The sequence below is a fragment of the uncultured Tenacibaculum sp. genome (assembly GCF_947499065.1).
Lineage (GTDB): Bacteria > Bacteroidota > Bacteroidia > Flavobacteriales > Flavobacteriaceae > Polaribacter.
The window spans coordinates 533,261-557,045 of the sequence record NZ_CANMMT010000001.1 but is presented as its reverse complement, the minus strand read 5'-3'; the positions used below and the strand labels follow the sequence as shown (position 1 = coordinate 557,045).

General features: G+C 29.0%; 26 protein-coding genes. 4 read left to right on the top strand and 22 right to left on the bottom strand.

The window, feature by feature from the left end; translation table 11 throughout:
- Positions 1 to 43: 43 nt before the first annotated feature.
- The gene (locus Q0958_RS02550) at positions 44 to 433 is read right to left on the bottom strand and encodes a nuclear transport factor 2 family protein (RefSeq protein ID WP_299119184.1); all 390 of its coding nucleotides are present in this window, start codon (positions 431 to 433) and stop codon (positions 44 to 46) included.
- A gap of 129 nt (positions 434 to 562) precedes the next feature.
- Between Q0958_RS02550 and Q0958_RS02545 the strand changes: the two genes are divergently transcribed.
- On the top strand, positions 563 to 1,453 hold the full coding sequence (locus tag Q0958_RS02545; protein ID WP_299119181.1) for a LysR family transcriptional regulator: 891 nt from the start codon (positions 563 to 565) through the stop codon (positions 1,451 to 1,453).
- Here Q0958_RS02545 and Q0958_RS02540 read toward each other — a convergent pair.
- From Q0958_RS02540 to Q0958_RS02510, 7 genes are read right to left on the bottom strand one after another with little or no spacing between them, the layout of a single operon-like run.
- Complete coding sequence (locus Q0958_RS02540; protein ID WP_299119178.1) at positions 1,450 to 1,872, bottom strand: SRPBCC domain-containing protein; 423 nt, start codon at positions 1,870 to 1,872, stop codon at positions 1,450 to 1,452. The two genes, Q0958_RS02545 and Q0958_RS02540, sit on opposite strands and share 4 nt — an antisense overlap.
- A gap of 58 nt (positions 1,873 to 1,930) precedes the next feature.
- Positions 1,931 to 2,500 carry a Crp/Fnr family transcriptional regulator gene (locus Q0958_RS02535; RefSeq protein WP_299119176.1) on the bottom strand — a complete coding sequence of 190 codons (570 nt, stop codon included), beginning with the start codon at positions 2,498 to 2,500 and terminating at the stop codon, positions 1,931 to 1,933.
- 50 nt (positions 2,501 to 2,550) lie between these two features.
- On the bottom strand, positions 2,551 to 2,838 hold the full coding sequence (locus Q0958_RS02530) for a YciI family protein (protein WP_299119173.1): 288 nt from the start codon (positions 2,836 to 2,838) through the stop codon (positions 2,551 to 2,553).
- Positions 2,838 to 3,032 (bottom strand): hypothetical protein, encoded by a 195-nt coding sequence (locus Q0958_RS02525; RefSeq protein ID WP_299119171.1) that lies wholly within the window; start codon positions 3,030 to 3,032, stop codon positions 2,838 to 2,840. The genes Q0958_RS02530 and Q0958_RS02525 overlap by 1 nt, the downstream gene beginning before the upstream one ends.
- Positions 3,033 to 3,045: 13 nt before the next feature.
- Positions 3,046 to 3,519, bottom strand: a complete 474-nt coding sequence (locus tag Q0958_RS02520; RefSeq protein WP_299119169.1) for a hypothetical protein — start codon at positions 3,517 to 3,519, stop codon at positions 3,046 to 3,048.
- 3 nt (positions 3,520 to 3,522) lie between these two features.
- The gene (locus Q0958_RS02515; RefSeq protein ID WP_299119166.1) at positions 3,523 to 4,140 is read right to left on the bottom strand and encodes a VOC family protein; all 618 of its coding nucleotides are present in this window, start codon (positions 4,138 to 4,140) and stop codon (positions 3,523 to 3,525) included.
- Between the two features lie 53 nt (positions 4,141 to 4,193).
- Complete coding sequence (locus Q0958_RS02510; RefSeq protein WP_299119163.1) at positions 4,194 to 4,910, bottom strand: 3'-5' exonuclease; 717 nt, start codon at positions 4,908 to 4,910, stop codon at positions 4,194 to 4,196.
- Positions 4,911 to 5,268: 358 nt separating this feature from the next.
- Here Q0958_RS02510 and Q0958_RS02505 point away from each other — a divergent pair, with 358 nt between their 5' ends.
- Entirely contained in the window at positions 5,269 to 5,967 is a 699-nt protein-coding gene (locus Q0958_RS02505) for a response regulator transcription factor (RefSeq protein WP_272151081.1), read from the top strand.
- A gap of 55 nt (positions 5,968 to 6,022) precedes the next feature.
- Complete coding sequence (locus Q0958_RS02500) at positions 6,023 to 7,066, top strand: ATP-binding protein (RefSeq protein WP_299119156.1); 1,044 nt, start codon at positions 6,023 to 6,025, stop codon at positions 7,064 to 7,066.
- Positions 7,067 to 7,104: 38 nt separating this feature from the next.
- On the opposite strand, the gene purD is transcribed toward Q0958_RS02500, so the two are convergent.
- The 4 genes from purD to rnpA all read right to left on the bottom strand — a co-directional run bounded on the left by purD (position 7,105) and on the right by rnpA (position 12,176).
- Entirely contained in the window at positions 7,105 to 8,379 is a 1,275-nt protein-coding gene (purD, locus tag Q0958_RS02495) for a phosphoribosylamine--glycine ligase (protein ID WP_272151083.1), read from the bottom strand.
- Positions 8,380 to 8,455: 76 nt separating this feature from the next.
- The gene (locus tag Q0958_RS02490) at positions 8,456 to 10,135 is read right to left on the bottom strand and encodes a hypothetical protein (RefSeq protein WP_299119152.1); all 1,680 of its coding nucleotides are present in this window, start codon (positions 10,133 to 10,135) and stop codon (positions 8,456 to 8,458) included.
- Positions 10,136 to 10,177: 42 nt separating this feature from the next.
- The gene (locus Q0958_RS02485) at positions 10,178 to 11,803 is read right to left on the bottom strand and encodes a S41 family peptidase (protein WP_299119150.1); all 1,626 of its coding nucleotides are present in this window, start codon (positions 11,801 to 11,803) and stop codon (positions 10,178 to 10,180) included.
- Complete coding sequence (gene rnpA / locus Q0958_RS02480; RefSeq protein ID WP_150898162.1) at positions 11,793 to 12,176, bottom strand: ribonuclease P protein component; 384 nt, start codon at positions 12,174 to 12,176, stop codon at positions 11,793 to 11,795. Before rnpA ends, Q0958_RS02485 begins: the two co-directional genes overlap by 11 nt.
- A 140-nt stretch (positions 12,177 to 12,316) precedes the next feature.
- Between rnpA and Q0958_RS02475 the strand changes: the two genes are divergently transcribed.
- Entirely contained in the window at positions 12,317 to 13,495 is a 1,179-nt protein-coding gene (locus Q0958_RS02475) for an acyl-CoA dehydrogenase family protein (protein ID WP_299119146.1), read from the top strand.
- 93 nt (positions 13,496 to 13,588) lie between these two features.
- Here the strand turns inward: Q0958_RS02475 and Q0958_RS02470 are convergent, their stop codons facing one another.
- From Q0958_RS02470 to Q0958_RS02425, 10 genes are all read right to left on the bottom strand, one after another.
- On the bottom strand, positions 13,589 to 13,726 hold the full coding sequence (locus tag Q0958_RS02470) for a hypothetical protein (RefSeq protein ID WP_299119144.1): 138 nt from the start codon (positions 13,724 to 13,726) through the stop codon (positions 13,589 to 13,591).
- A 104-nt stretch (positions 13,727 to 13,830) separates the two neighbouring features.
- Positions 13,831 to 14,373, bottom strand: coding sequence for a pyridoxamine 5'-phosphate oxidase family protein (locus tag Q0958_RS02465; RefSeq protein WP_299119143.1), 543 nt, complete (start codon positions 14,371 to 14,373; stop codon positions 13,831 to 13,833).
- 1 nt (position 14,374) lies between these two features.
- Positions 14,375 to 15,046: a LytTR family DNA-binding domain-containing protein gene (locus Q0958_RS02460; protein WP_299119141.1), complete on the bottom strand. Its 672-nt coding sequence runs from the start codon at positions 15,044 to 15,046 to the stop codon at positions 14,375 to 14,377.
- Positions 15,043 to 15,687: a sensor histidine kinase gene (locus tag Q0958_RS02455; protein ID WP_299119140.1), complete on the bottom strand. Its 645-nt coding sequence runs from the start codon at positions 15,685 to 15,687 to the stop codon at positions 15,043 to 15,045. The genes Q0958_RS02460 and Q0958_RS02455 overlap by 4 nt, the downstream gene beginning before the upstream one ends.
- A 385-nt stretch (positions 15,688 to 16,072) precedes the next feature.
- Positions 16,073 to 16,729, bottom strand: coding sequence for a hypothetical protein (locus Q0958_RS02450; RefSeq protein ID WP_299119138.1), 657 nt, complete (start codon positions 16,727 to 16,729; stop codon positions 16,073 to 16,075).
- A gap of 111 nt (positions 16,730 to 16,840) precedes the next feature.
- Positions 16,841 to 18,322 (bottom strand): glycerol kinase GlpK, encoded by a 1,482-nt coding sequence (gene glpK, locus Q0958_RS02445; RefSeq protein ID WP_299119137.1) that lies wholly within the window; start codon positions 18,320 to 18,322, stop codon positions 16,841 to 16,843.
- Between the two features lie 1,853 nt (positions 18,323 to 20,175).
- Positions 20,176 to 20,853, bottom strand: coding sequence for a response regulator (locus Q0958_RS02440; protein ID WP_299119135.1), 678 nt, complete (start codon positions 20,851 to 20,853; stop codon positions 20,176 to 20,178).
- Positions 20,846 to 22,693 carry a tetratricopeptide repeat-containing sensor histidine kinase gene (locus Q0958_RS02435; protein WP_299119133.1) on the bottom strand — a complete coding sequence of 616 codons (1,848 nt, stop codon included), beginning with the start codon at positions 22,691 to 22,693 and terminating at the stop codon, positions 20,846 to 20,848. The genes Q0958_RS02440 and Q0958_RS02435 overlap by 8 nt, the downstream gene beginning before the upstream one ends.
- Before the next feature lie 87 nt (positions 22,694 to 22,780).
- Positions 22,781 to 22,921, bottom strand: a complete 141-nt coding sequence (locus Q0958_RS02430) for a hypothetical protein (protein ID WP_299119131.1) — start codon at positions 22,919 to 22,921, stop codon at positions 22,781 to 22,783.
- Positions 22,922 to 23,190: 269 nt separating this feature from the next.
- Positions 23,191 to 23,721 (bottom strand): RNA methyltransferase, encoded by a 531-nt coding sequence (locus Q0958_RS02425; RefSeq protein WP_299119129.1) that lies wholly within the window; start codon positions 23,719 to 23,721, stop codon positions 23,191 to 23,193.
- Positions 23,722 to 23,785: the final 64 nt, after the last annotated feature.

Genomic DNA, 23,785 nt, shown 5'->3' with positions numbered 1-23,785 from the left:
TTTGCTATCTTTTGTTTATAGCGAATATACTTAAAAAGCAGTTTTAATTGATTACTTTTTCGAGGTGCCATATTTTAGAAACTATTTGCCATCCTTCTTCTCCATTTACAAATCCTAGGTGATCTACAAATACGTTTTTATGTGCTCTAATTCTTATTTTGACTGTTGCACATGCTGGCGATAACCAATCAATCATTAAAATTTCAGCTGCTAATTTTTGCCCTTTGCTCGCTGGCGATATTCTTCCTCCTACATCTTTGCTAAAACTTGCTATTGGTTCTACAAAAAGCTTTCCTTCATCTACATCAAAAAGGCTGGAGCTTTTATGAAATACTTGGTTTAGTTTTTTAGTGTCGCAATAATGAATAGCATCGAAATAGGTTTGTACTGCTTTTAGTAAGCTGTTTGTTGTATTGTTTTTTTGCTTGGACATAATTTTAATTTTTTTGTAAAATTAGTTTGAATGTTGTGGTGTTTTGAATTTAGAAATTGAAGGTTTTTATTTCTTAACTGAATTTTTTTCAACTAAGCTTTAACCTCTAAATCGTTAACTTTGTGTGACATGGAAATCAAGTATTTTAGACTTATTAAAACAATTGTTGAAGAAGGTAGTATTGCCAATTCTGCCAATAAGTTGTTTTTAACACAATCGGCTTTGAGTCATCAATTAAGAGAATTAGAAGAACGTTTAGGTTTTAAGGTTTTTCTTAGAAGTCGAAATAGATGGAAATTGACTGATGAGGGTGCTGAACTATACAAACTAGGTAACGAAATCCTTGAAAGTATTGAAAATGGTTTTCGAAATATTGAGCAGTTAAGAATGGGGTCTGTTGGTACCATTAAAATGAGTACTGAGTGTTATAGTTTTTATCAAGGTCTTCCTGTTTTTGTACAAAAAATGGGACTTCTATATCCTGAAATTACTATTGATTTAATTTTAGAAGCTACACATCAACCTATATCTAAAATTTTATCTAACGAAATTGATATTGCTATTGTTACTTCCAAACCTGAGAATGATACTTTATCGAGTATTGAAGTTTATGAAGATGAGGTTTTTGCTATTATGCATAAAGAAAACCCTTTTAGTAAAAAAGATTATTTAGATGTAAATGATTTCACTAACCTCCACTTAATTATTCATTCTTTTCCTTTAGAAACCGTTTCTGTGTATGAACGCTTTTTAAAACCAAATAAAATCATTCCTCAAAAGATCTCAGCGATTCCATTAACTGAAGTTGCCTTGGAAATGGTTAATGCAAATATGGGAATAATATGCATGCCTCAATGGGCGGTTAAATCGTTTAAAATTTCTGATAATTTGGTTTTTAAACGAATTAGCAAGAATGGATTAAAAAGAAAACACTATTTGGTTTTTCGTACAGCAGATACATCGAAGAAATTTATTCACGATTTTATCTCTAACTTTCAAGATAGTTTTTCGAAGGACTAGATATTTTCTGCTCGTAATTTTAATTCGTTATTCATTTGTTCAAAACCTGCTTTAGTATTTGTATCTAAACTTTTTGAAAATAAAGCAACCAAAATTCCACTGAAGCTTTCACTTTGTTCAAAATAAGTAGTTCCATTTCCGTTGTCTGTAAGTTTGAATTTATGCTCTCCATCAAAAAGCCCTTTAAACAAGAGACTACCAAGCCATTTTAATTCTAGGTTTTTATCAAATGTTTTAATTATAGGATTGAAAGTCATTCCTGATAGTTCCACATGAATTCTGTTTCCAACCTTAATTTCTCCAGAAATAACTTTAATAAAGGAATTCCATTTCGAGTAATTCTCAAAATCCATAAGAATACTCCAAACCTTCTCTTTGCTAGCGTTAATTGTAATTGATGTTGTAATTTGCTTTGCCATATTGTTTGAATTATATAACAAAGCTAGATTGAAATTGAAGTGATGCTCTTGATAAAAATCAAGAATTTTTCTTGTTTCGTATTCTACTAAATGTTTCTGGTGACATTCCTAACATTGAAGCTAGATACTGTAAAGGAACTTGATTAAAGAGCTCTTTGTTATTCTCAAAAAATTGATGATAGCGTTCTTCTGCATTAAGTGATAAATGACTGAAAATTCTATCTTCTAATTGGATAAAACAATTTGCCATAAATTGCTTTTCTATTTCAGTCCAGTTTGGAACTATATTATTCAAAAGAGCATAATTTTCTTTATTTATGGTATATAGTTCGCAGTCGGTTAGTGCTTGTATATTCCATCTAGCTCTTTGTTTAAAATTAAAACTGTATAACTCTGTTAAGAAATGTCCTTTGGTAGCAATCCATTGTGTTACTTCTTTGTCATTAGCCTTAGCAAAAAGCCTAACATATCCACTTTTTACAAAACTTAGTTTTTCGCAGTATTGTCCTGATTTAGTATAATATTCTCCTTTTTTAAGCTCAGACTCGTTAAAAAGCGATGTTATTTTGTCTAAGTTTTGGTTTGTTATTCCAAAGTAGGATTTAATATAATTTTCTAGTTCGGTCAATTTTGAGTAAAATTTATGTTGTCAGGATTCCCATGTAGTAAGTTAAATATTTATTCAATTAAGAATTTCAATTCCTCGCAAGTTTTACTTGGTATAAATTCAGTGAATTCATAGTCAGCTAGCTCATTTTTCTTAAAAGGGTCTTTTTCGATAATCTTTTCTAATGTTTCTTTTGATGTAATATTGGATAATATTATGCCTCCTGTTCTTGGTATTTTTCGTCCTGAAGCTAAGAAGTGACCTAACTCATATTGTTTATTTAAAAATTCAATATGTTCGCTTAGAAATTGATCTACTTTTTCTAATTCTGTTTTATAAGTTAGATTTATTATGAACATCAATTTTGTGTTTGTTTCTTTTCGATTTGTTTATTCATTTGGGTTACTAATAATTCAGTTTTTTTTTCAAGTTGTTCTAAATCATTTCCAGTTTTTTCTATAGTTGGACCCAATGTATGAGTTAAAGTTATTTTCCAAATAGAATTAGATATTTCATCAATTTCTTTTTTCCAATTAGCAAACTTATTTTTCATAATATTTTTTGGTTTATACAATTAAAAATATCAGGTCAGCTATCAATAAGATTTGAAGTACAAATAACAGTGTATTCATTTTCTTTTTATATCGATAAGCTATAAATATTGAAAGAACAACTAATAATGGAAGTACTAGTCCTGATGCTATTCTTAAAGAATAATATGATTTGCCATCTGAACTAGGTTGTTTATACCAGTTTATCTTTTTAAAAATTTGAGAAACTGAATATTCTATTTCTTCATTTTCTTTTACCAATACAGCAAATTCTTCTGTAACCGAAAACTCGTGTTTATTAGTGCTTATTTTATATGAATAATGATAGTTTCCACCTGCATTGTAATATTCCTCTAAACTCTTTTGAATCTTAGCAATTTTGTCAGTTATAACTTTTCCTGGTAAAGCAAAATCAGCTATGATTACAAGCGCAATCAAAATAGATATTACATATACAGTTAAACGTAGTTTATGTTGAGCTTCATTCATCTTTTAATGTTGTTTTTCGTATTCTAAGTCTTTTACGCCTTCGCCTAAAAATAATTTGAGAGTATCATCATCACATAGTTCATTTATTAAAGGAATAAATTCTTTTTCTGTTCCGAATGAAATACTTTTAATTTTCTTAATTCCATTCGTATGAACGTAGTTTTTTGGTTTTGGATCAATATTGAAATAAGTCATTAAAAAAGGTATTTTTAATTCATTAGGAAATAATACTTTAAACTTTAATAACCTGTTTTTGATGTCAAGCCTTTTGCTAGGACGTTCAAAATATTTTTGATTGTACTTCGTTAATATTTTCTTTTCTTGACTTAAATTGGTTTTGTAATTTTCAAGACAAACAGCTATTAATCCTTCCTTCGAATAATGCCAATTATTTATTCTTTCTACTACTTTTCCTTTACCAAATAATTTCATTAAAAAACTTATGATACTAGGAAGTTTGATAGCTCCAATTAATTCCAAATAAGGGCCTTCTGAAAAATAAATAATAGCATTGTAAGGCTTTTTTTTTGTACCATATTCAACCGTAAAGCCTTCTTGTCTGAATTTTTCTACGCCAGCATCTAGGTTTTTAACTTTATATAATATATGACTAACTTTCATTTTATTAGGGGGTTAAATTTTTTATGAAGTTTTGATTGGAGAAAAATTTTGTGTTATATCGTTACAATGTTTTTAGTTTCTAAAATAGGTTTGTTTAAAAATCGTAATAAAAGTTGTGCTACTGCTACGGTATCACGTTCGCAATATTCAACAATACGAGGTAAGTTTTTCTCTTTATAATATACATTAGCTACTTCGCTTCCATCAATATCCTGTTTGGGTGATGGAATGTCTAAAATAGAAGTTAATAATTTTAGAGAAGTATAATGTTTATAATCGCCAAACTTCCATAAATCTAAGGTGTCTAAATGAGGAACTTCCCATGGTTTTTTACCAAATAAGTTAAGTTTTTTAGGCAATTCAATGCGATTAATTATCATTCTACGAGCTATGTAAGGAAAATCAAATTCTTTTCCATTGTGAGCACATAAGAGATGTTTGTTTTGATTAAAATGTTGATTAAGTAAATTTTTAAAATCATTTAATATTTTAACTTCATTATCGCCATAAAAAGAAGTTACTCTAAACTGATTTTCTTCTTTTTTGTCAACAAAATATCCAACAGAAATACATATTATTTTTCCAAATTCTGCCCATATACCTGCTCGATGGTAAAAATCTTCGGCACTGATTTCATCTTTTCGCTGGTATTGTGTTTTTAAAGCGTATAATTCTTTTTTTTCTTCCGATAAATCAGAAAACAATTCTACTTCTGGAACTGTTTCAATATCTAAAAACAAGATATTTTGAAGATTAATTTTATTCAACATTTTTTCTTTTTATTAAAATGTAAACACTCGTGTTTTAAAGATAATTTTCGTCTTTTTTGTGGAGGTTTGATAAACTAAATAATATTAAAGAAGGGTTTTGTTTTCAGATTAGGAGTTCCTTGCCTTAACTTATAAATAAACAATTCTTTAGTTTTATAAGATATTTCGCCAAATAAAGGAATAAGTTTCATCGTAAACAATTTTTATAAAGATACAAAAACAAAAAATTACAGATTAATTTTTCTATTAACTATTTAAGCGAAGGTTTATTAAAGATTAAATGAATGTTAAGTTAAATAAGAGAGCCAACGATTTATAATTTTATGGTTACTTTTGGGTAACACAATACAAATAATCTATGAATACGAATGATATTAAAATTTTATTAGTTGATGACGAACCTGATATTTTAGAAATAGTAGGTTATAACTTAAAATCAGAAGGCTATCAGGTTTTTACTGCCAGTAATGGGCATGAAGCAGTAAAGACTGCTAAAAAGATACATCCTCATTTAATATTATTAGATATAATGATGCCAGAAATGGATGGTATTGAAGCATGTGAAAAGATTAGAAACATTAAACCATTAGAAGATGTTATCATTTCTTTTCTAACAGCTAGAGGTGAAGATTATTCACAAGTAGCAGGTTTTGATGCAGGTGCAGACGATTATATTACCAAACCAGTAAAACCAAAAGTTTTGGTAAGTAAGGTGAAATCGTTGTTAAGACGTTTGAAAACTGAAGAATCTGTTGATACAACAACTAAGATTGGAGATATTATTATTAATAGAGATGAGTATGTTGTGTTTAAAGGAGATAAAAAAATAGCTTTGCCAAGAAAAGAATTTGAATTATTCTCATTATTAACATCTAAACCAGGAAAAGTATTTAAAAGAGAAGTTATTTTAGATAGTGTTTGGGGTAATGAAGTTGTAGTAGGAGGTCGTACAATTGATGTGCATATTCGAAAACTTAGAGAAAAAATTGGTGACGATTATTTTAAAACTGTAAAAGGAGTTGGTTATAAATTTGTTTTGGAAGGAGCAGAAAAATAAATTAAACTTTAAAATATTTATATAGATTGCTGAACTGGCAATCTATTTTTTTATAATGAAGAAAATTAAAAAAACATACAAATACGCACTTTGGTCGGCATTATATTCTACATCTATTTCTGTTGTAATTGCTTTACTTTCTTATTTGTTTCTAATTAATTTATTAGGAATAGGGACTGTTCTTGTCTTTGGTGTTGTAATGTTTATCATATCATTTTTTATTATTCAGTACCGAGCTGAATATTTTATTTATCAAAGAGTTAAAAGACTTTATGAGGACATTTCCATTTTAGATGTAAATGATTTGGAAAGGAAAAAAGTAACTACCGATGTTGAAGCTCTTACTAAAAGTGTTCAAAAATATGTTGAAGGTAAAAGTGAGGAAATAGCATTGTTAACTCAAAGAGATTCTTTCCGTAGAGATTTTTTAGGGAATGTTGCTCACGAGTTAAAAACACCTCTTTTTACTGTTCAAGGATATATTTTAACTTTGATTGAAGGAGCTGCTGAAGATGAAGAAATTCGTACAAAGTATTTAAATAGAGCGAATAAAGGTGTTGAAAGGTTAACATCTATTATCAAAGATTTAGATATGATTGCTAAGTTAGAAACAGAAGGAATGAAAATGAATATTGAAACCTTTAATATTCTTGAACTGATTCAAAATGTTTTTGATTTATTTGAGATGAAAGCAAAAAAGAGAAACATAACTTTAATGTTTGATCGAATTTATGAATTCCCTCATTTTGTAAAAGGTGATGTAGAACGTATAGAACAGGTTTTAATTAACTTAATTGTAAATTCTATAAAATACGGAAAAGTTGGAGGAGCAACTACAGTTAGTATAGAAACATACAATCCTAATAAGTTCATTATTAAAATTTCCGATAATGGAGAAGGTATAAAACAAGAACATGTTTCTCGTTTATTTGAGCGTTTTTATCGTGTAGATCAAAGTCGTTCAAGAGAGCAAGGTGGTTCTGGTTTAGGATTATCTATTGTGAAGCATATTATTGAAGCCCATAATGAGACAATTTTATTAAAAAGTGATTTTGGTAAAGGATCAGAATTCTCTTTTACTTTAGAAAAAGCAATGTAAAAAAGAAGGAGTTGATTTTTCAACTCCTTCTTTTTTATTTATACTAAATCAAATCCAATATCTTTTCGATAATTAATTTTATCGAAAGTTATTTTATCAATATTCTTATATGATTTTTTTAGAGCATCTTCAATAGAATCACCAAAAGAGGTAATTGCCATTACTCTTCCTCCATTTGTTACTACTTCTCCATCTTTTACAGTTGTTCCAGCATGAAAAACAATTGAATCATCAATAGTATCAAAACCTGTAATAGTTTTTCCTTTTTCGTAAGCTTCTGGATATCCACCAGAAACTAGCATTACTGTAGTTGCAGTTTGCGGTGTTACTTCGTATGATTTCTCATTTAAAGTCTGATTAGCAACTCCTTCAAATAAATCGACTAAATCCGATTCTATTCTTGGTAAAACTACTTCTGTTTCTGGATCCCCCATACGAACATTGTATTCAACTACTGAAGGATTTCCATTATCGTTCATTAATCCAATAAAAATAAATCCTCGATAATCTATTCCTTCTTTCTGTAAACCATTTATTGTTGGTTTTACGACTAGTTCTTCTACTTTTTGAAGGAAATCATCAGTAGCAAAAGGAACTGGGGAAATAGCACCCATTCCGCCTGTATTTAAACCTGTGTCTCCTTCTCCAATTCTTTTATAGTCTTTTGCAGAAGGTAATATTTTATAACTCTTACCATCTGTTAACACAAATACAGAAAGTTCTATTCCTTTTAAAAACTCTTCAATAACTACTGTTGATGATGCTTCTCCAAATTTTTGATTTGAAAGCATTTCTTCAAGTTCCGATTTTGCTTCTTCTAAATCGTTTAAAATTAAAACACCTTTACCAGCAGCTAAACCATCAGCTTTCAGTACATAAGGAGGTGTTAAGGTTTCTAAAAAGCTTTTTCCTTGCGCCAAAGTATCACTTGTAAACGATTCATATTTAGCAGTTGGAACATTATGCTTAATCATGAATTGTTTTGAGAAGTCTTTACTTCCTTCTAATAAGGCTCCGTCTTTTTTAGGACCAATTACAGGGATGTTTTTTAAATCATCATCAGCTAAGAAGAAATCATGAACACCTGCTACTAATGGCGCTTCTGGACCTACCACAACCATATTAATATTGTGTTGTAATACTGTTTCTTTTACTTGCTGAAAATTGGTTGGATTGATATTAATATTTGTAGCTATTGAGTCTGTTCCTGCATTACCAGGTGCTACAAATAAGTTTTGAATTTTATTACTTTCAGAAAGCTTCTTTGCAAAGGCGTGCTCTCTACCACCTGATCCTAAAATTAGAATGTTCATTTTATGTGTTGTTGTGTTGTTGTTGCAAATATAGAATAAGAAAAAAGGCTATTTGAAAAAATAGCCTTTTAATTGTTTAAAATATTTGTTCTAATATTTTTTGTGTAATTGCATATGTTGGTGTTACTCCGCTCATTCCTAAACCACCCGAAGCTAGTGTTGCACCAGTTTCTAATGGATTATCCGAAGCATAATATGCATATCTTACTTTGATATCTTCTCTAACGTTTCCTCTAATTTTTGAAGCCGATTGGATTGCTTTTTGATAGTGAGCTCCTTCCATTTCTAATCCAATTACATTCCATGTAGAATCGTGGAAGAATTTTAACAAGTCTTTGTTTTGTAATGATGTTCCTAGTACACTTACCATAGCTCCATCAAATACTTGTACTCCAAATCCTTCTAAATCTTCTTTGGTTAATTCGTTTTTGAAAGGATAATTGTCGGCAGTACCTTCAAAAATATGAGAAGAAGGAATCATAATGTCTCCTTTACCTCCTTCTAAAATACCAGCTTTACCCATTATAGAAACAGAAACTACATCTAAATGAACAGATTTATCTCCTATTTTATATGGTTTTAATAACTCGTCCATTGTTTCATATGCTTGCTCTCCAAATGCATAATCCATTACAATGATTACTGGTTTCTCTCCAACAGAGTTCTTCTTTTCAAAAGAAGTCGTGTCAAAGTTTATTTTTTCAGTATCAATAACTTGAACATTAATGTTTGTTCCAGATGTATCTTTAATGTATATCAACCCATTTTCTGAAGCATAGTTTTTAACTGCTTTTTGTAATGGTTGACTGTTAGCATTACTTAATACTTCAAAAAGCTCAAAACCTTTATGTTTTTTAACTTCATCAGGTAAGGCATTTTGAGCATAAATACTATTCATAACACTGTGCATGTTTGCACTAATAATATGAATAGGACGCTTTAATAAATCATTATCTACTAGAACTTTTTTGATGCTGTTTGCCCAAATTTCTCCATAAAAGTGGTGTCCTATTTCTTCAATTAATACTGAACTGAATTTTACCGAACGTTTTTGTTCGTATAATTCTTCGTTAATAGCTAGTTTTCCTAACCAGTAAATTAAATGGAAAAATCTATTAGGGTTTTCTTCTGTAGAAAAAGTATTATAAACATCATATACCTCGTCGTAAGTTCTACCTAAGATGTTTCCTAGATGCACAACAATTACATCTTTTTCTTCATCGGTAAGTGTTTTGTTATTTAAAACAATGTCTTCTAATTGAAGCCATTCTCTAATAAAACTTTCACCGTTATTAATAATTACACGGTCTTTTATCTTATGAGATTCAATAAATAAAAAGGTAAGATGTGTAAGTATATCATAAATTTCAGAGCGACCACGAGTAATTTCAATATTCATTTGGTCCTTGTCAATACGATAACAATTTCTTCTTCTCTTTGGAGGAACTATTGCTTTGAATTTTGAATTTCTATATCCTTCATCTGCAGTTAAGTAGATGTATTGACATTCTTCAATACCTTCAGGTAATCGCTCAATAATATAAACCAAACCATTTAATTCAGTTTTGTTTTCAGCGATTGATCCATAAATTTCAGGACGTAATTGTAATAAGGATTTACGTAACGTTTCTCCAGAAACTCCCATTGGCTTATAAAATCCACGACTAAATAAATGACGCATTGAAATGTATAACTTTTCTATGGCATTTGTAGATTCTTGAGCTCTGGTACGTTCTTTATGATTAGGTTTTGACATATATTTTTTTAAAAGGCAAAGATACAAATTATGTAATGCATATTATTTGGTTAAAATACCGCTATATTTTTGCTGGTTTTTTAACAAATTAACTGCATTTTTGATAGTAGGGTCATTGTTAAGTTGGTGCTTAAACATTCCTTCCTGATAGGTGTATCTCTTTACTATTTCATTTTGAATCTTATTAGATATAATATCTTCGTTTACAGCGATTTTTTGAACTTTCTCCTTTTTTAATTTTTTAAGAATAGCATTGTATTCAGATGAAAGTTTCTCTTCATTTTTTACTGATGAATAAGCTTTTTTGAAAAGTTTTTCACTCTTTGTTACAAAAGCGGTGTCTTGTATAAGTAAATAGTTTTTAAAGGTATTAAAATCTGCCGATTTAAAAGTGTAGTTTTCTGTAGAGAAACTAGGATTTTTATAAGTGAAATCTGTCACGAAATTAAATATAGCTTTCGATTTTAAAAGTTTGTTTGTTTCCTCAGATTTTTCAGATATATCGATGCGAATATCTGGAGTTACTCCACCACCATCGTATACTTTACGCCCATTTTTTGTAGTAAATGTATTTACAGGACCGTCGGAAAATTTTGGAACTTTTCCTGTTTTTGAATCTCTATTAGCATAATCTAATTCCTGTATACAACGACCACTAGGAGTATAGTATTTAGAAATAGTTGCTTTCATTTGAGTTCCATAATTCAAGGTAAAATAACGTTGTACTAAACCTTTACCAAATGAACGTTCTCCCATAATTACAGCACGATCATAATCTTGTAATGCTCCTGATACAATTTCTGAAGCAGACGCAGAACGATCGTTAATTAAAACAACGATTGGGATTTGTGCATCTAAAGGCTCTCTACTAGTTTTATAAGTTCTACTGTTTTTCTTAATTTTTCCACGAGTATCTACAACTTTTAAACCTTTTGGAATAAATAAATTTGTAATGTTTACTGCATCAAATAATGAACCTCCAGGATTACTACGCAAGTCAAAAACTAGTTTTTTCATTCCTCTATCTTTTAACTCATTAAAAGCTTCTTTAACTCCTTGTGTAGCTTTTTGATTTGTAAATCTGGTTAAAATAATGTAGCCTGTTTCCTCATCAATCATGTCATAAAAAGGAACAGGATTTACAATAACTTTATCTAATTTTAAATTAACTGTTTGATTTTTATTATTTCTACTAACAATTAATGAAAGTTCTTTGTCTGGTGTTCCTTTCAACAGTTGTGAATATTGACTTTTTTCTAAATCAGCTAATTTTTGACCATTGACACCAGTAATAATGTCTCCAGCTTTCATACCTGCTTTGTCTGCCGAAAAACCTTTATATACTTCAGCAATTACAATTCCTTGTTTTGTGTAAAAAGTAGAAACGCCAATACCTCCATATTCTCCTTCTCTACGAATACGAGCATCTTCTACATCTTGTTCGTTGTAAAAATTAGTATAAGGGTCTAAGTTTTTTAAGGTGTTTTTAATAGCCTTATCGGTTAAATCACCAGGGTTAATTTCATCAATATAATTGATGTTTAATTCCTTAAACAAATTGTTGTAAATTTCTATTTGCTTAGCAATCTCAAAAAAGCGAGACTGAAACGAGAATAAAAATGAAATAACAATTAGGGAACCAAAAAAAAGTATTTTTTTATTTTTCATCTTTGGTAATTTCTTCTGTAAAAAGCGTTAATAACTTCTTCATTTTATGCTCAATATCGGCATATTTCCATTCATCTCTTGCAATATAAGAAATCATAAACACATAAGGCTTATCTATTCCGTTGTAAACGGTATGTTTTTCTTTTCGGTAAATCTCTCTTAATAAGCGTTTTATTCGATTTCTGTCAACAGCTTTTTTAAAGTTTCTTTTAGGAACCGATACACCTACTTGAGCGGGAAATTTTGAAGTATGTTCCGTTTGTATGTATACCATTCTAAGAGGAAATACTTTTATCGCTTTTCCCTCTTCATAAAGTTTCCCTAATAACTTTTTACTCTTTAATCGTTCTTGCTGTCCTAATGTAAATCTCATCTAATACAAACATACGTAAACCTATACTAATAACCATTTTTTTGAGTATTTTTGAGTCTATACTATTAAATAAAACTAGGATAATTAATTTATCAATCATCAACACATACAAAATCAGTATTTAACGTTAAAAAAAACTTATGAAACCAGATTTATTTCAAGCACCTGATTATTATCAAGCTGATGATTTGTTAACAGATGAACATAAACTTGTTCGTGATACTGCCCGTGAATGGGTAAAGAAAAATTTATCTCCAATTATTGAAGATGCTGCGCAAAACGCAACTTTTCCAACTCAATTAATTAGTGGATTAGCTGAAGTTGGAGCTTTTGGTTCGTATATACCTGAAGAATATGGAGGAGCAGGATTAGATCAAATTTCTTATGGGTTAATTATGCAAGAATTAGAACGTGGTGATAGTGGTATTAGATCCACAGCCTCAGTTCAATCTTCTTTAGTAATGGGACCTATTTTTAATTATGGAACGGAAACGCAACGTCAAAAATATTTACCAAAATTAGCATCTGGTGAATGGATGGGAAGTTTTGGATTAACTGAACCTAACCATGGATCGAATCCAGGAGGAATGGAAACCAAATTTAAAGATATGGGCGACCATTATTTATTAAATGGTGCTAAAATGTGGATTTCTAATGCCCCTATTTGTGATGTTGCTGTAGTTTGGGCAAAAAATGAAGAAGGACGCATTCATGGTTTGATTGTAGAAAGAGGAATGGAAGGTTTTTCAACTCCTGAAACTCATAATAAATGGTCACTAAGAGCTTCTATTACTGGAGAGCTTATTTTTGATAATGTTAAGGTCCCTAAAGAAAATTTATTACCCAACAAATCTGGTTTAGGTGCACCATTATTGTGTTTAGATTCTGCTCGTTACGGAATTGCTTGGGGTGCTATAGGCGCTGCAATGGATTGTTATGATACCGCTTTACGTTATGCTAAAGAGCGTACTCAGTTTGGTAAGCCAATTGGACAGTTTCAATTACAACAAAAGAAATTGGCTGAGATGATTACCGAAATAACCAAAGCACAATTGCTAACATGGAGATTAGGAGTTTTAAAAAATGAAGGACGTGCTACTTCTGCTCAAATATCAATGGCAAAACGAAATAATGTAGAAATGGCTTTACAAATAGCTAGAGAAGCAAGACAAGTTTTAGGAGCTATGGGAATTTCAGGTGAATATTCTATTATGAGACATTCAATGAACTTAGAAAGTGTAATTACTTATGAAGGAACCCACGATGTTCATTTGCTAATTACAGGTTTAGATATTACAGGATTAAATGCCTTTAAATAGTAAGAAGAAGTGCTCTTGAGTTAAACCACCAACACATCAAAAACGAGCACTTCTTCTAAATCAACTATTAAAAACTAAAAATACAACCCGTAACTACTTCTTTTTTTTCTCACCACCATTTACGAGAATTAAGAGAGTAGTAATTAATCCTACACAAACAACTCCAAATATTGCAATCATAATTGTGCCGTTTGTCCAAGAAACTAAAGGAGTATTAAAAAATTGTATCATTTTATTTACTTTAATACCCCAAAAGTAGTTGTATGTGTTTACTTAAAATATGATTTTTATCAGGGTTTGAAGTAAATTGTGAAAAAGTGCGATTTATGTTATGCTTACTCTTTAAACTTCGTGTTTAAACCATCTATACTTACTTGGTTGCGGTTTTTCCAGTATTGTTCAATACCGTTTTCACCTTTTTCCTCTGCCCAATCTAGTAACTGATTTCTCTCCTCTTTATATTCATAAAAAGGAATAGACATACCACATGATGTTTGAACACTTTCTATGGTTACATCAAAAATTTGTCGCGTTCCAGAAAGCTTTGGAAATAATGAGATTAATGAGTTCCATTCAGTATCATCTGGTAAAATTTCTTTAGCTTTTCCATATAAACGTAGAATATTAGGAGCTCCTTCTAAAGCACAAAACATAATAGTAATTCTATTGTCTTCTAGTAAGTGTGCTGAGGTTTCATTACCACTACCTGTTACACTTAACCAAGCAACTTTATTTTCGTTTAGTACACGGAAAGAGTCCATTCCTTTTGGGGATAAATTAATGCGCCCATTTTTTGGTGCCGTAGCTACAAAAAAGACTTTTTGTGCTTCTATAAACTTCTGAATTCTAGAATTTATTTTGTTATAAAACTTTGCCATGTTATTCTTTTAATTTATTTAAAAAAGTTGATTTGTATTTTTGACCTAGAGGTATGTTTTTCGAGTTAATAACCGCTAAATTTCCTTCTATATAATCAAGTCTGTTTTTATTAATAATATACGATTTATGTACTTGTACAAAATATGATTTTGGTAACAAATCAGTTATTTTTTTCAAGGTTTTATATGTTATTAAAAAAGTATCTTTTAAATGTACTTTAATATAGTCTCCTAAGCCTTCAATATAATAAATGTCGTTTACTTTTATTTGATGTAGCTTTTTTTCAGATTTTATAATAATATAGTCAATACTATTATCTTTTAAGTTTTTAATTTTAGAAACAGCTTTTAAAAAACGATCAAAGGAGAAAGGTTTTAATAGGTAGTCTATTGCATCAACTTCAAAACCGTCAAGTGCATATTCTGAATAGGCTGTAGTAAAAATAACTTTTGGAGGGTTTTTTAACGATTTGTAAAAAGAAATTCCCGAAAGTTGAGGCATATTTATATCTAAAAAAAGTAAATCTATATCGTTGCTTTTCAAAAAATCTAAAGCTTCTAAAGCATCATTACAAATATGTATTAATTCTAAATATTCTATTTTATTGATAAATAGTTTTAATACGTTTTGAGAAGATGGCTCGTCATCAATTATTAAACAGCGGATATTCATTTTTCTAAATATATTGTGAGATTTACAGTAAAAACAGTACTCTTGTTTTCAATTAATAAATGATACTTTTCAGGATAAACAACAGTTAAGTTTTCTTGAATATTTTTTAAACCAATTCCTTTAAAATCAGAGTTTATTTTTTCTTTAAAATTATTAGAAATTTGAAAATCTAATTTTTTACTTGTTGCCTTTAACTTGATATTAATATAAGGATTACTAACTCCACTTTTTAAACCATGTTTAAAGCTGTTTTCTAGTAAGGGTAATAACAGCATAGGGTAAATTTCAAGATTATCGTTTATACTATAATTAAACTCAATATTTGAATTAGGAACATGTCTGTTTTTCTCAAATTCAATGTAGTTTTTAATTAATTCGACTTCTTTGTGAATAGAAATTTTCTTTAAATCTAAATCATAAATAACATACCTTAAAATTTCTGATAATTGTAAAATGGCATTTGTAACCTCTTGCTTTTTTTCAATAGAAAGAGCATATAAAACATTCAGTGAATTGAATAAAAAATGTGGGTTTATTTGACCTTTTAAATAATGTAATTGTTTTTCTATTTGTTGGTTTTTAATCTTTAATTTTTTGTTTTCTAACTGATTTAAATACACCCAGTTTTTAGCAAGTTTCATAAGTATTGTTAAAACAAAAAACACAAAAAATATAAAGTATACTTCTAGAGTATTATGATAAGAAATAAAGAAATAGTCATTAAAAAAAGTATTGACAAATAGCTCAAACAGAAAGCTATTTAATTCAGCAAAAATTATTAGGTTTAAAATAAATAAAAGACTAAAAAGAAGATATTTTTCTTTTTTTAAATAAGTAGGAACTAACCAATATAAATTCAAACAAACAGGAAAAAATAGATTTATAATAAAAAAAGAAGTATATATATAATCAATTTTTGAAGGTGAAGAGCTCTTAGAAAAAAGAAATAAAAAAATTAAAAAGGAACAACACCATAAAATGGTTTTTAAAACCAAGTTAGTTAATATTGTTCCTTTTAAAAAAGATCTATTGTCTTCCATTTAGTTTAGATAATGTGAATTTTGTTGATGTTTTCCATTTTTTAGAGTTATTAGAACCCATATATTTTTTTATAAACTTTTGAAGTTCGTTAGAACTCGCAGTTAATAAATATTTATCTTTTGCTAAACCAACAGTTTCGTGCTTTATTTTAATTTTTTTATCCTTAAAAAGTAGACCTACTTTTTCTTCATCTAACCAACGTATTTCGATTTCTCCATTTTTTTTAACATCATATTTTACCAAACTATGTGTGTAAATAGAATGACTTTCTAATAGATTATCAACATCATCTTGATGGTCTAAAGGAATAAAATCTAAAAACTTTTGATTTTTAATTTTAAAGGGAGTTGCAATAAATATAACCTCTTTATTTTTATAGTTTCGTTGAATATAATAACTGTCTTTATATTCGTTATAAAGCTTTTTATCATCGGGTTTCATCTTTTCATATGGGTTGTTTTTAGATATTTCATTCCTGAATGAAACAACCTTCCAAATTCCTTTTTTAGAATCTTCCCATTCACCAATAAAGTTTTTATCAAAAGAGATTGTATCTTGAGTATAAAATGGATGTAATGATTTTACAACACAAGAGCTTAATAAAAGAATACAAAAGCCTAAAATTACTTTTCTAATTTTCATAAGTATCAAATTTAAAATTATTTAAAGTAAATAAAGGGCAGAAGTAGATTAAAGAAAAATATTTTAGATAAACGCTATTATTTTCTCGGTAAACAAAGTTTTTAATTTAAATCAATCAATCCAATCTTTGGTACGCTCCACGGCTTTTTGCCACTTTTTATATAGCCTATCTCTTTTTTCTAAAGTGAAGTTGGGAGAGAATACACTATTAATTTTTCTTCTATTTAAAATGTCTTCTTGTTTCCATAAACCAACGCAAATACCCGCTAAATATGCAGCACCCATTACGGTAGTTTCGATAATTTCTGGTCGTTCAACTTTTGTATTTAAAATATCTGATTGAAATTGCATTAGATAATTGTTAGCACATGCGCCACCATCTACCTTTAATGAAGTTAATTCAATAGCGCTATCTTTTTGCATAACATCTAATATGTCTTTTGTTTGATAAGCAAGAGCATCAAGAGTTGCTTTTATTAAATGATTTTTACCAGTATCTCTAGTCAAACCAAAAACAGCACCTCTAGCATACATATCCCAATAAGGAGCTCCCAAGCCAGCAAAAGCAGGAACTACATATACAGGGTTTTCATCTTCTATACTTTTTGCGAAAACCTCACTTTCTTTAGCGTTGTTTATAATTTGTAAACCATCACGTAACCATTGTATGGCTGATCCAGCTACAAAAACACTTCCTTCAAGGGCATAGTTTATTTTATTGTCAATTCCCCAGGCAATTGTCGTTAATAAGCCATTTTTAGAAAACTCTAAGTTTTCTCCAGTATTCATCAACATAAAGCAACCTGTACCATAGGTGTTTTTTGCTTCACCTTTATGAAAACAAGCTTGTCCAAATAAAGCAGCTTGTTGATCACCAGCAATCCCAGCAATTGGAATTTGATGTTTTTCTAATTCATAATTTCCAAAGTGAAATGAAGAAGGTTTTACTTCTGGAAGCATAGAAATTGGGATGTTTAATTCTTGTAATAATTTATCATCCCAACATAAATTTTTAATGTCATATAACATTGTACGTGAAGCATTGCTATAATCTGTTGCATGAACTTTTCCTTTTGTTAAATTCCAAAGTAACCATGTGTCAATTGTTCCAAATAATAGGTTTCCTTTTTCTGCTTCTGCTTTTGCTCCTTTTACATTGTTTAATATCCAGTTAATTTTTGTAGCAGAAAAATAACTGTCAATTACCAATCCAGTGGTTTTATGAACATGATTTTCTAGGCCCTTTTCTTTTAAAGACTCACAAATATTTGCAGTTCTTTTATCTTGCCAAACGATAGCATTATATATTGGTTTTCCTGTGTTTTTATCCCATACCACAGTTGTTTCTCTCTGATTTGTAATGCCAATTCCAGCAATTTCATTTGGGTGTATGTTTGCGTTCTGAATAACTTTTTTTAAAGTAGAAAGTTGCGTAGTTAAAATTTCTTCTGCATCATGCTCTACCCACCCAGATTGTGGAAATATTTGAGAAAACTCTTGTTGATTTATTCCAATAATTTCTCCAGATTCATTGATGATAACAGAACGAGAACTTGTAGTACCTTGGTCTAATGCTAGAATATACTTTGCCATTTAACAATTTTGATGAGTAATTTAAAATAGCAATTTACAATTTAAAGTTTGGGAAATAAAAAACCTTCCTGATAATTTTATCAGGAAGGTTTTTATCCCTTAGTTAGTTACTACTAGTGTCTTAAAGCATAGCTAGCTCCTTTACCAAGTTCTGATAAAGATGATAAAAATGCATTTAAAATCTCAGTAGCTTTTTGTAAAAATTTCCCCATTTTTTACTGGTTTTTAATAATTCCCCTTAATGTTTTGTTCAAAAGAACATTACAAATGTAAGTCAGGTATTTTGTTTTATAAAGGGGATAACCGCAATGTAAGATGTGAATTTCCGTAGGTAAATTATTGATGGTGAGTTTTTTAAATAAAAAAACCTTCCAGGTGTGCCTAGAAGGTTTAATTTCCCCTTTAAATATCATTTTCCGTTATGAATCGAAATTTGATGTTACAAATGTATAACAGCTTTAGGGTTATAAAAAGGGGATTAACGAATTAAAAATTGTGGATTTCCGCAATTGATAAAACTTTTAAAATATATGTTGTTGTAAAAAAAAACCTTCCAGACACATCTAGAAGGTTTAGTTTTCCCCTTAAAAATCGTTTTTCAATTATGAGTTGAAACTCGATATAACAAATATACGAGAGATTTTTATTTATTTGAAAGAGAATGATATAATAAAAGACAGATTTAAGCTAAGTTTATGACTTTTTTTGAAAAAATTAACCATAAAAAAACCTTCCAGATTTAATTATCTAGAAGGTTTAGTTTTTTCCCCTTAAATATCGTTTTCCTATGAGTTGAAATTCGATGTTACAAATGTATGATAGAATTGAGTTTGTAAAAAGGGGATTTATGCATTGTTTGGTGTGGATTTCCGCAAAAGTTTATTTTTTGAAAACTCTCTTTTATATAAGTTTATTGTATAAAAAAACCTTCCAGATTTTTTTTATCTAGAAGGTTTAATTTTTTCCCCTTAAATATCGTTTTTCACTATGAGTTGAAATTCGATGTTACAAATGTATGATAGAATTGAGTTTGTAAAAAGGGGATTTATGTATTGTTTGATGTGGATTTCCGCAAAAGTTTAATTTTTTGAAAACTCTCTTTTATATAAGTTTATTGTAAAAAAAACCTTCTAGATACATTTGTCTAGAAGGTTTAGTTTTTTCCCCTTAAATATCGTTTTCCTATGAGTTGAAATTCGATATTACAAATGTATGACAGGTTTGAGTTTGTAAAAAGGGGATTTATGCATTGTTTGTTGTGGATTTCCGCAACGTTTTATTTTTTGAAAAACTCTCTTTTATATAAGTTTAGAGTATAAAAAAACCTTCCAGATAAAAAAAATCTAGAAGGTTTAGTTTTTCCCCTTAAATATCGATTTTCGCTAAGAAATGAAATTCGACATTACAAATATATGATAGGTTTGAGTTTGTAAAAAGGGGATTTATGTAATAAAAAATGTGGATTTCCGCAAAAGCGTAAGTATTTGTTTATGTGGTGTTTATTGTGTAAAAAAACCTTCCAGACTTAGCCGGAAGGTTTAGTTTTTCCCCTTAAATATCGTTTTTCACTATGAGTTGAAATTCGATGCTACAAATGTATGATAGATTTGAATTTATAAAAAGGGGATTTATGCAGTGTCGAGTGTGGATTTCCGCAATTGATAAATAAATAATAATATGGATCTTAAAACGAACAAACCTTTCAGATTTATACCTGAAAGGTTTGTTCTATTTCTTTTTTCCTTTTTTCAGAATTTTCCCCAAGAGTAGTTTAATTCTGATACAAAGATATAAGTAGTCTTTTTAGTATAAAAATGGATATCCGCAGCAAAAAATGTGGATTTCCGCAAAAATTAGTCTAATATGCCTAATTCTTTAGCTTTTAGTACTAAATCAGTATTATTATTTGCTTGTAAATCGGTACGAAGTTTCGCTAATTTACTTTCTATAGAACGTACTTTTATAGCCGAACCATCTCTCTTTTTTATCAATCCTTCTAAATTACCAATTTTTGCATGCTTAGGTAACTCTTTTAAGATTTGAATAGCAACTTCATCCATTTGAATTTCTATCAAAGCTCTTTTTAAAAGCTTTTGATGAATTTCGTGAGTATAATATATTTCGCCTTTTAATATTTTTTTAATGGCAAAGGTTAATTCGTCTGTACTACAATTTCCTTTTAGGATATAAGCAGATGGATTTAAATTATGTATTACATTAAATACACGATTAGTTTCCGAATGCCCAGTAATCACACCAATTTTAATATCAATCTTTTCTTGTTGAAGGGCTTTTATTAAAGATTCACCTCCATCAAGAGTGTTATTCTCCTGTTGGTTATCAAAACTTAAATCGGTAAAAACAATATGAAAAGGATTATTACTAAGACTTGTTTTGATTTTAGAAAAAGCCTCATCACAAGAATTAGCTGTTTCTATTTCTAAATTGTCAATATCTCTTAAATAGGAGAGTATTCCTTCAATTATTAATTGATGGTCATCAACGAGGAGTATTTTTATTGGTTCAGGCATTTAAGGGTATTTGAATATTAGTTTTGGTACCGTTACCTACTTCACTACTAATGTTTAAAGTTCCTCTAAGATCTCTTACACGTTCCTGAAGGTTACGTAAACCTATTCCTTTTTTACTGATTTTAGTATCAAATCCGATGCCATTATCAGTAATATTCAAAAGTACATAATTTTTCTGTATGGTAAGATCAATAATTATTTTACTTGCCTGAGCATATTTTTTACAGTTTTGTATGCTTTCACGAATTCCCAAATAAAGTAACCTTTTTATAGGGCTGTTTACTTCTTGCCATTCGTATTCATGCAATCCGTTTACAGATATTTTAAAGTCTAATTCAAAATAATCGCTTACTAAATTAATTATTTGATCTTTAAAAGAGACTTCATCAAAACTTACACTACTTAATTGATGCGATAAATTTCGAACGTTTTCTTTTACGCTATTTAATTTTTTCGCTTCTGTTAATAAATTAGATTTTTCTAGCTTTTGATATAACATACGCAAATCTCCAGCAACTTCATCGTGCAATGATTTCGCAATTTGTTGGCGTTCATTTTCTCTAGCTCTAGCTGCCTCTAATTGCGCTTGGTATAATAGCTTTTTTCTTCTATGCAAAAAGAAAGTAATACTTAAAATAAGTAATAATAAAATACTAGCCGAAGTTAACCATCCAATAGTTTCTTGTTGTTGGTGATAAGCAATTTGTGCTTGTTTTTTTTCATTTTCGGTTTTTAAAACAGCATTTTCTTTTTCTTTTTTACCTGTTTCATATCTGATTTTAGCAAACTGATTTTTTAACAAACGTTCTTTTTGAAATAAACTATCATTAAGTGTAATATATTCTCGTAAGTATTGTTTTGATTGTTCCCCAGTAGTTAATTCAGAAAGGTTTTTCAAAGCTTCTAACCAACGTTTGTTGTAGTGAATTTGTTTAGCATATTCTAAAGCTTGATTAGCATGATATTTTGCTTTGTTTTTTTGACTAGTATCTTTATAATAATTTGATAAATTGGTGTGGATTGTACTTAAGCCACTTAAACTATTTAGTTTTTTCCTAATATTTAGTACAATATTATATTGTTTTAATACTTTTTGTATATTCCCTATCTTGTAATTACTATAAGCTAGGTTTTCTAGTAAAAGAGCATATTGAATAGGAAATTTTTCTTTAATTTTATCAAAAGCTAATCCTTTTTTAAAATAAGAAGTAGCTTTTTTATGAAAATTTTGCTTTTGGTATAATAAGCCAATATTGTTAATTATAAATAAATACGTAGTTGATGTTCTGGGGCTTTTATTTGTTTTTTTATTGCATGATAAAGCTAATTGGTAATTTTTTAAAGATTCGTCCATGTTTCTTAATTCCTGAGAAATTAAACCTAAATTATTATAAATACTTTCTAAATATTTATAAGACTGTATAGGTTCTAAGTATTGAAGAGCTTCTATAGAACTAATTTCACTTCCTAAATAATCTTTTACTTCTCGTTGCAAATTAGCGATACTCAACAAACGTCTACCAACCTCTAAAGAATCACCTATTTTTTTAGAAATATTCTTAGATTGATGATAATAATAATATGCACTGTCTTTTTTATATTTTATTTCAAAAAACATTGCTTTATATTGATAATGCTTGGCTAAAATAACTGAATCATTATTTGTCTTATGAAAAGAAAATAGATGCTTGTATGAATTTTTTAATGTAGAAGTATCTCTTTTAAAATAAGCAGATAAACCTACTTCGATTGCTTTAAGTTTTTTGTTTTTTGGTAAAGAGTCAGTTTGTTGACTGTAAGTGAGATTTATAAAGAAAAGAAAAAATAAAATGAACTTCATAATGAATCATTATTAAAAAACGGACAAAAACCCTTAATTTATAATATAAAAAATTAAGAGTTTTTAATTTGTTTAGAAGTATTGGGGTTATCCGTTACCACCAGTGTTGCCACCATCATTACCAGTTCCACCAGTAGAATCACCACCTCCATCAGCTTTTGGGCTATCTTCGTCTATATTTTGTAAGTTTAACGAAATATCCGTTTCTTGAGTTTTTCTGTTTTCCATATTATAAGAGTGTTTAGATTACTAAGTTTGTTTGGGGGGATAATTAAAGACCCTAAATTAAAAGGTTTCAAGGAGAATGCCAAGTAAATAAACTAGTTTTTATTTATTCTTTGTTGAGATTACTCTTGTTATTGCTCATAATTATGAAAGAAAAATGTGTTTGTTTACTTAAAATTAAGAGATTGCTATGGTTTATTAAACAATGATTGGTCTAACGTTAAAAAATTCTAAAATAAAATAGAACTTCATTTTTTAGATAAAAAGTAGGCCTACAAAGAAACTTTATTAAATAAATCCCATAATACAACTCCACAGCTTACAGAGATATTTAAAGAATGTTTGGTTCCTAATTGAGGTATTTCAATACAAACATCGGAAGCAGAAACTACCTCTTGTTGTACTCCTTTTACCTCATTTCCCATAACTATAGCATACTTCTGATTGTTTTCAGGAGTAAATTCATTTAACATGGTGCTGTTTTCTGCTTGTTCAATAGCCAAAACTTTTACCTTGTCTTTTTTTAAGGACTCAACTAAATCAATAGTGTTTTCTACATACTCCCAGGCAACAGATTCTGTAGCACCTAGAGCAGTTTTATGAATTTCTTTGTTAGGTGGTGTAGCAGTAATACCACACAAATAGATTTTTTCAATTAAAAAAGCATCCGATGTTCTAAAAACAGAACCAATATTATTTAAACTTCTAATATTGTCTAAGACAACAATAATTGGCGTTTTTTTGGTTTGTTTAAACTCATCAACTGAAATTCTACCTAACTCACTATTCTTTAGTTTTCTCATAAAAAATGTTAACTTTAAATTCGAATATTTATCTTCGCAAAACTAATTGAAAAAATCTAGAAAC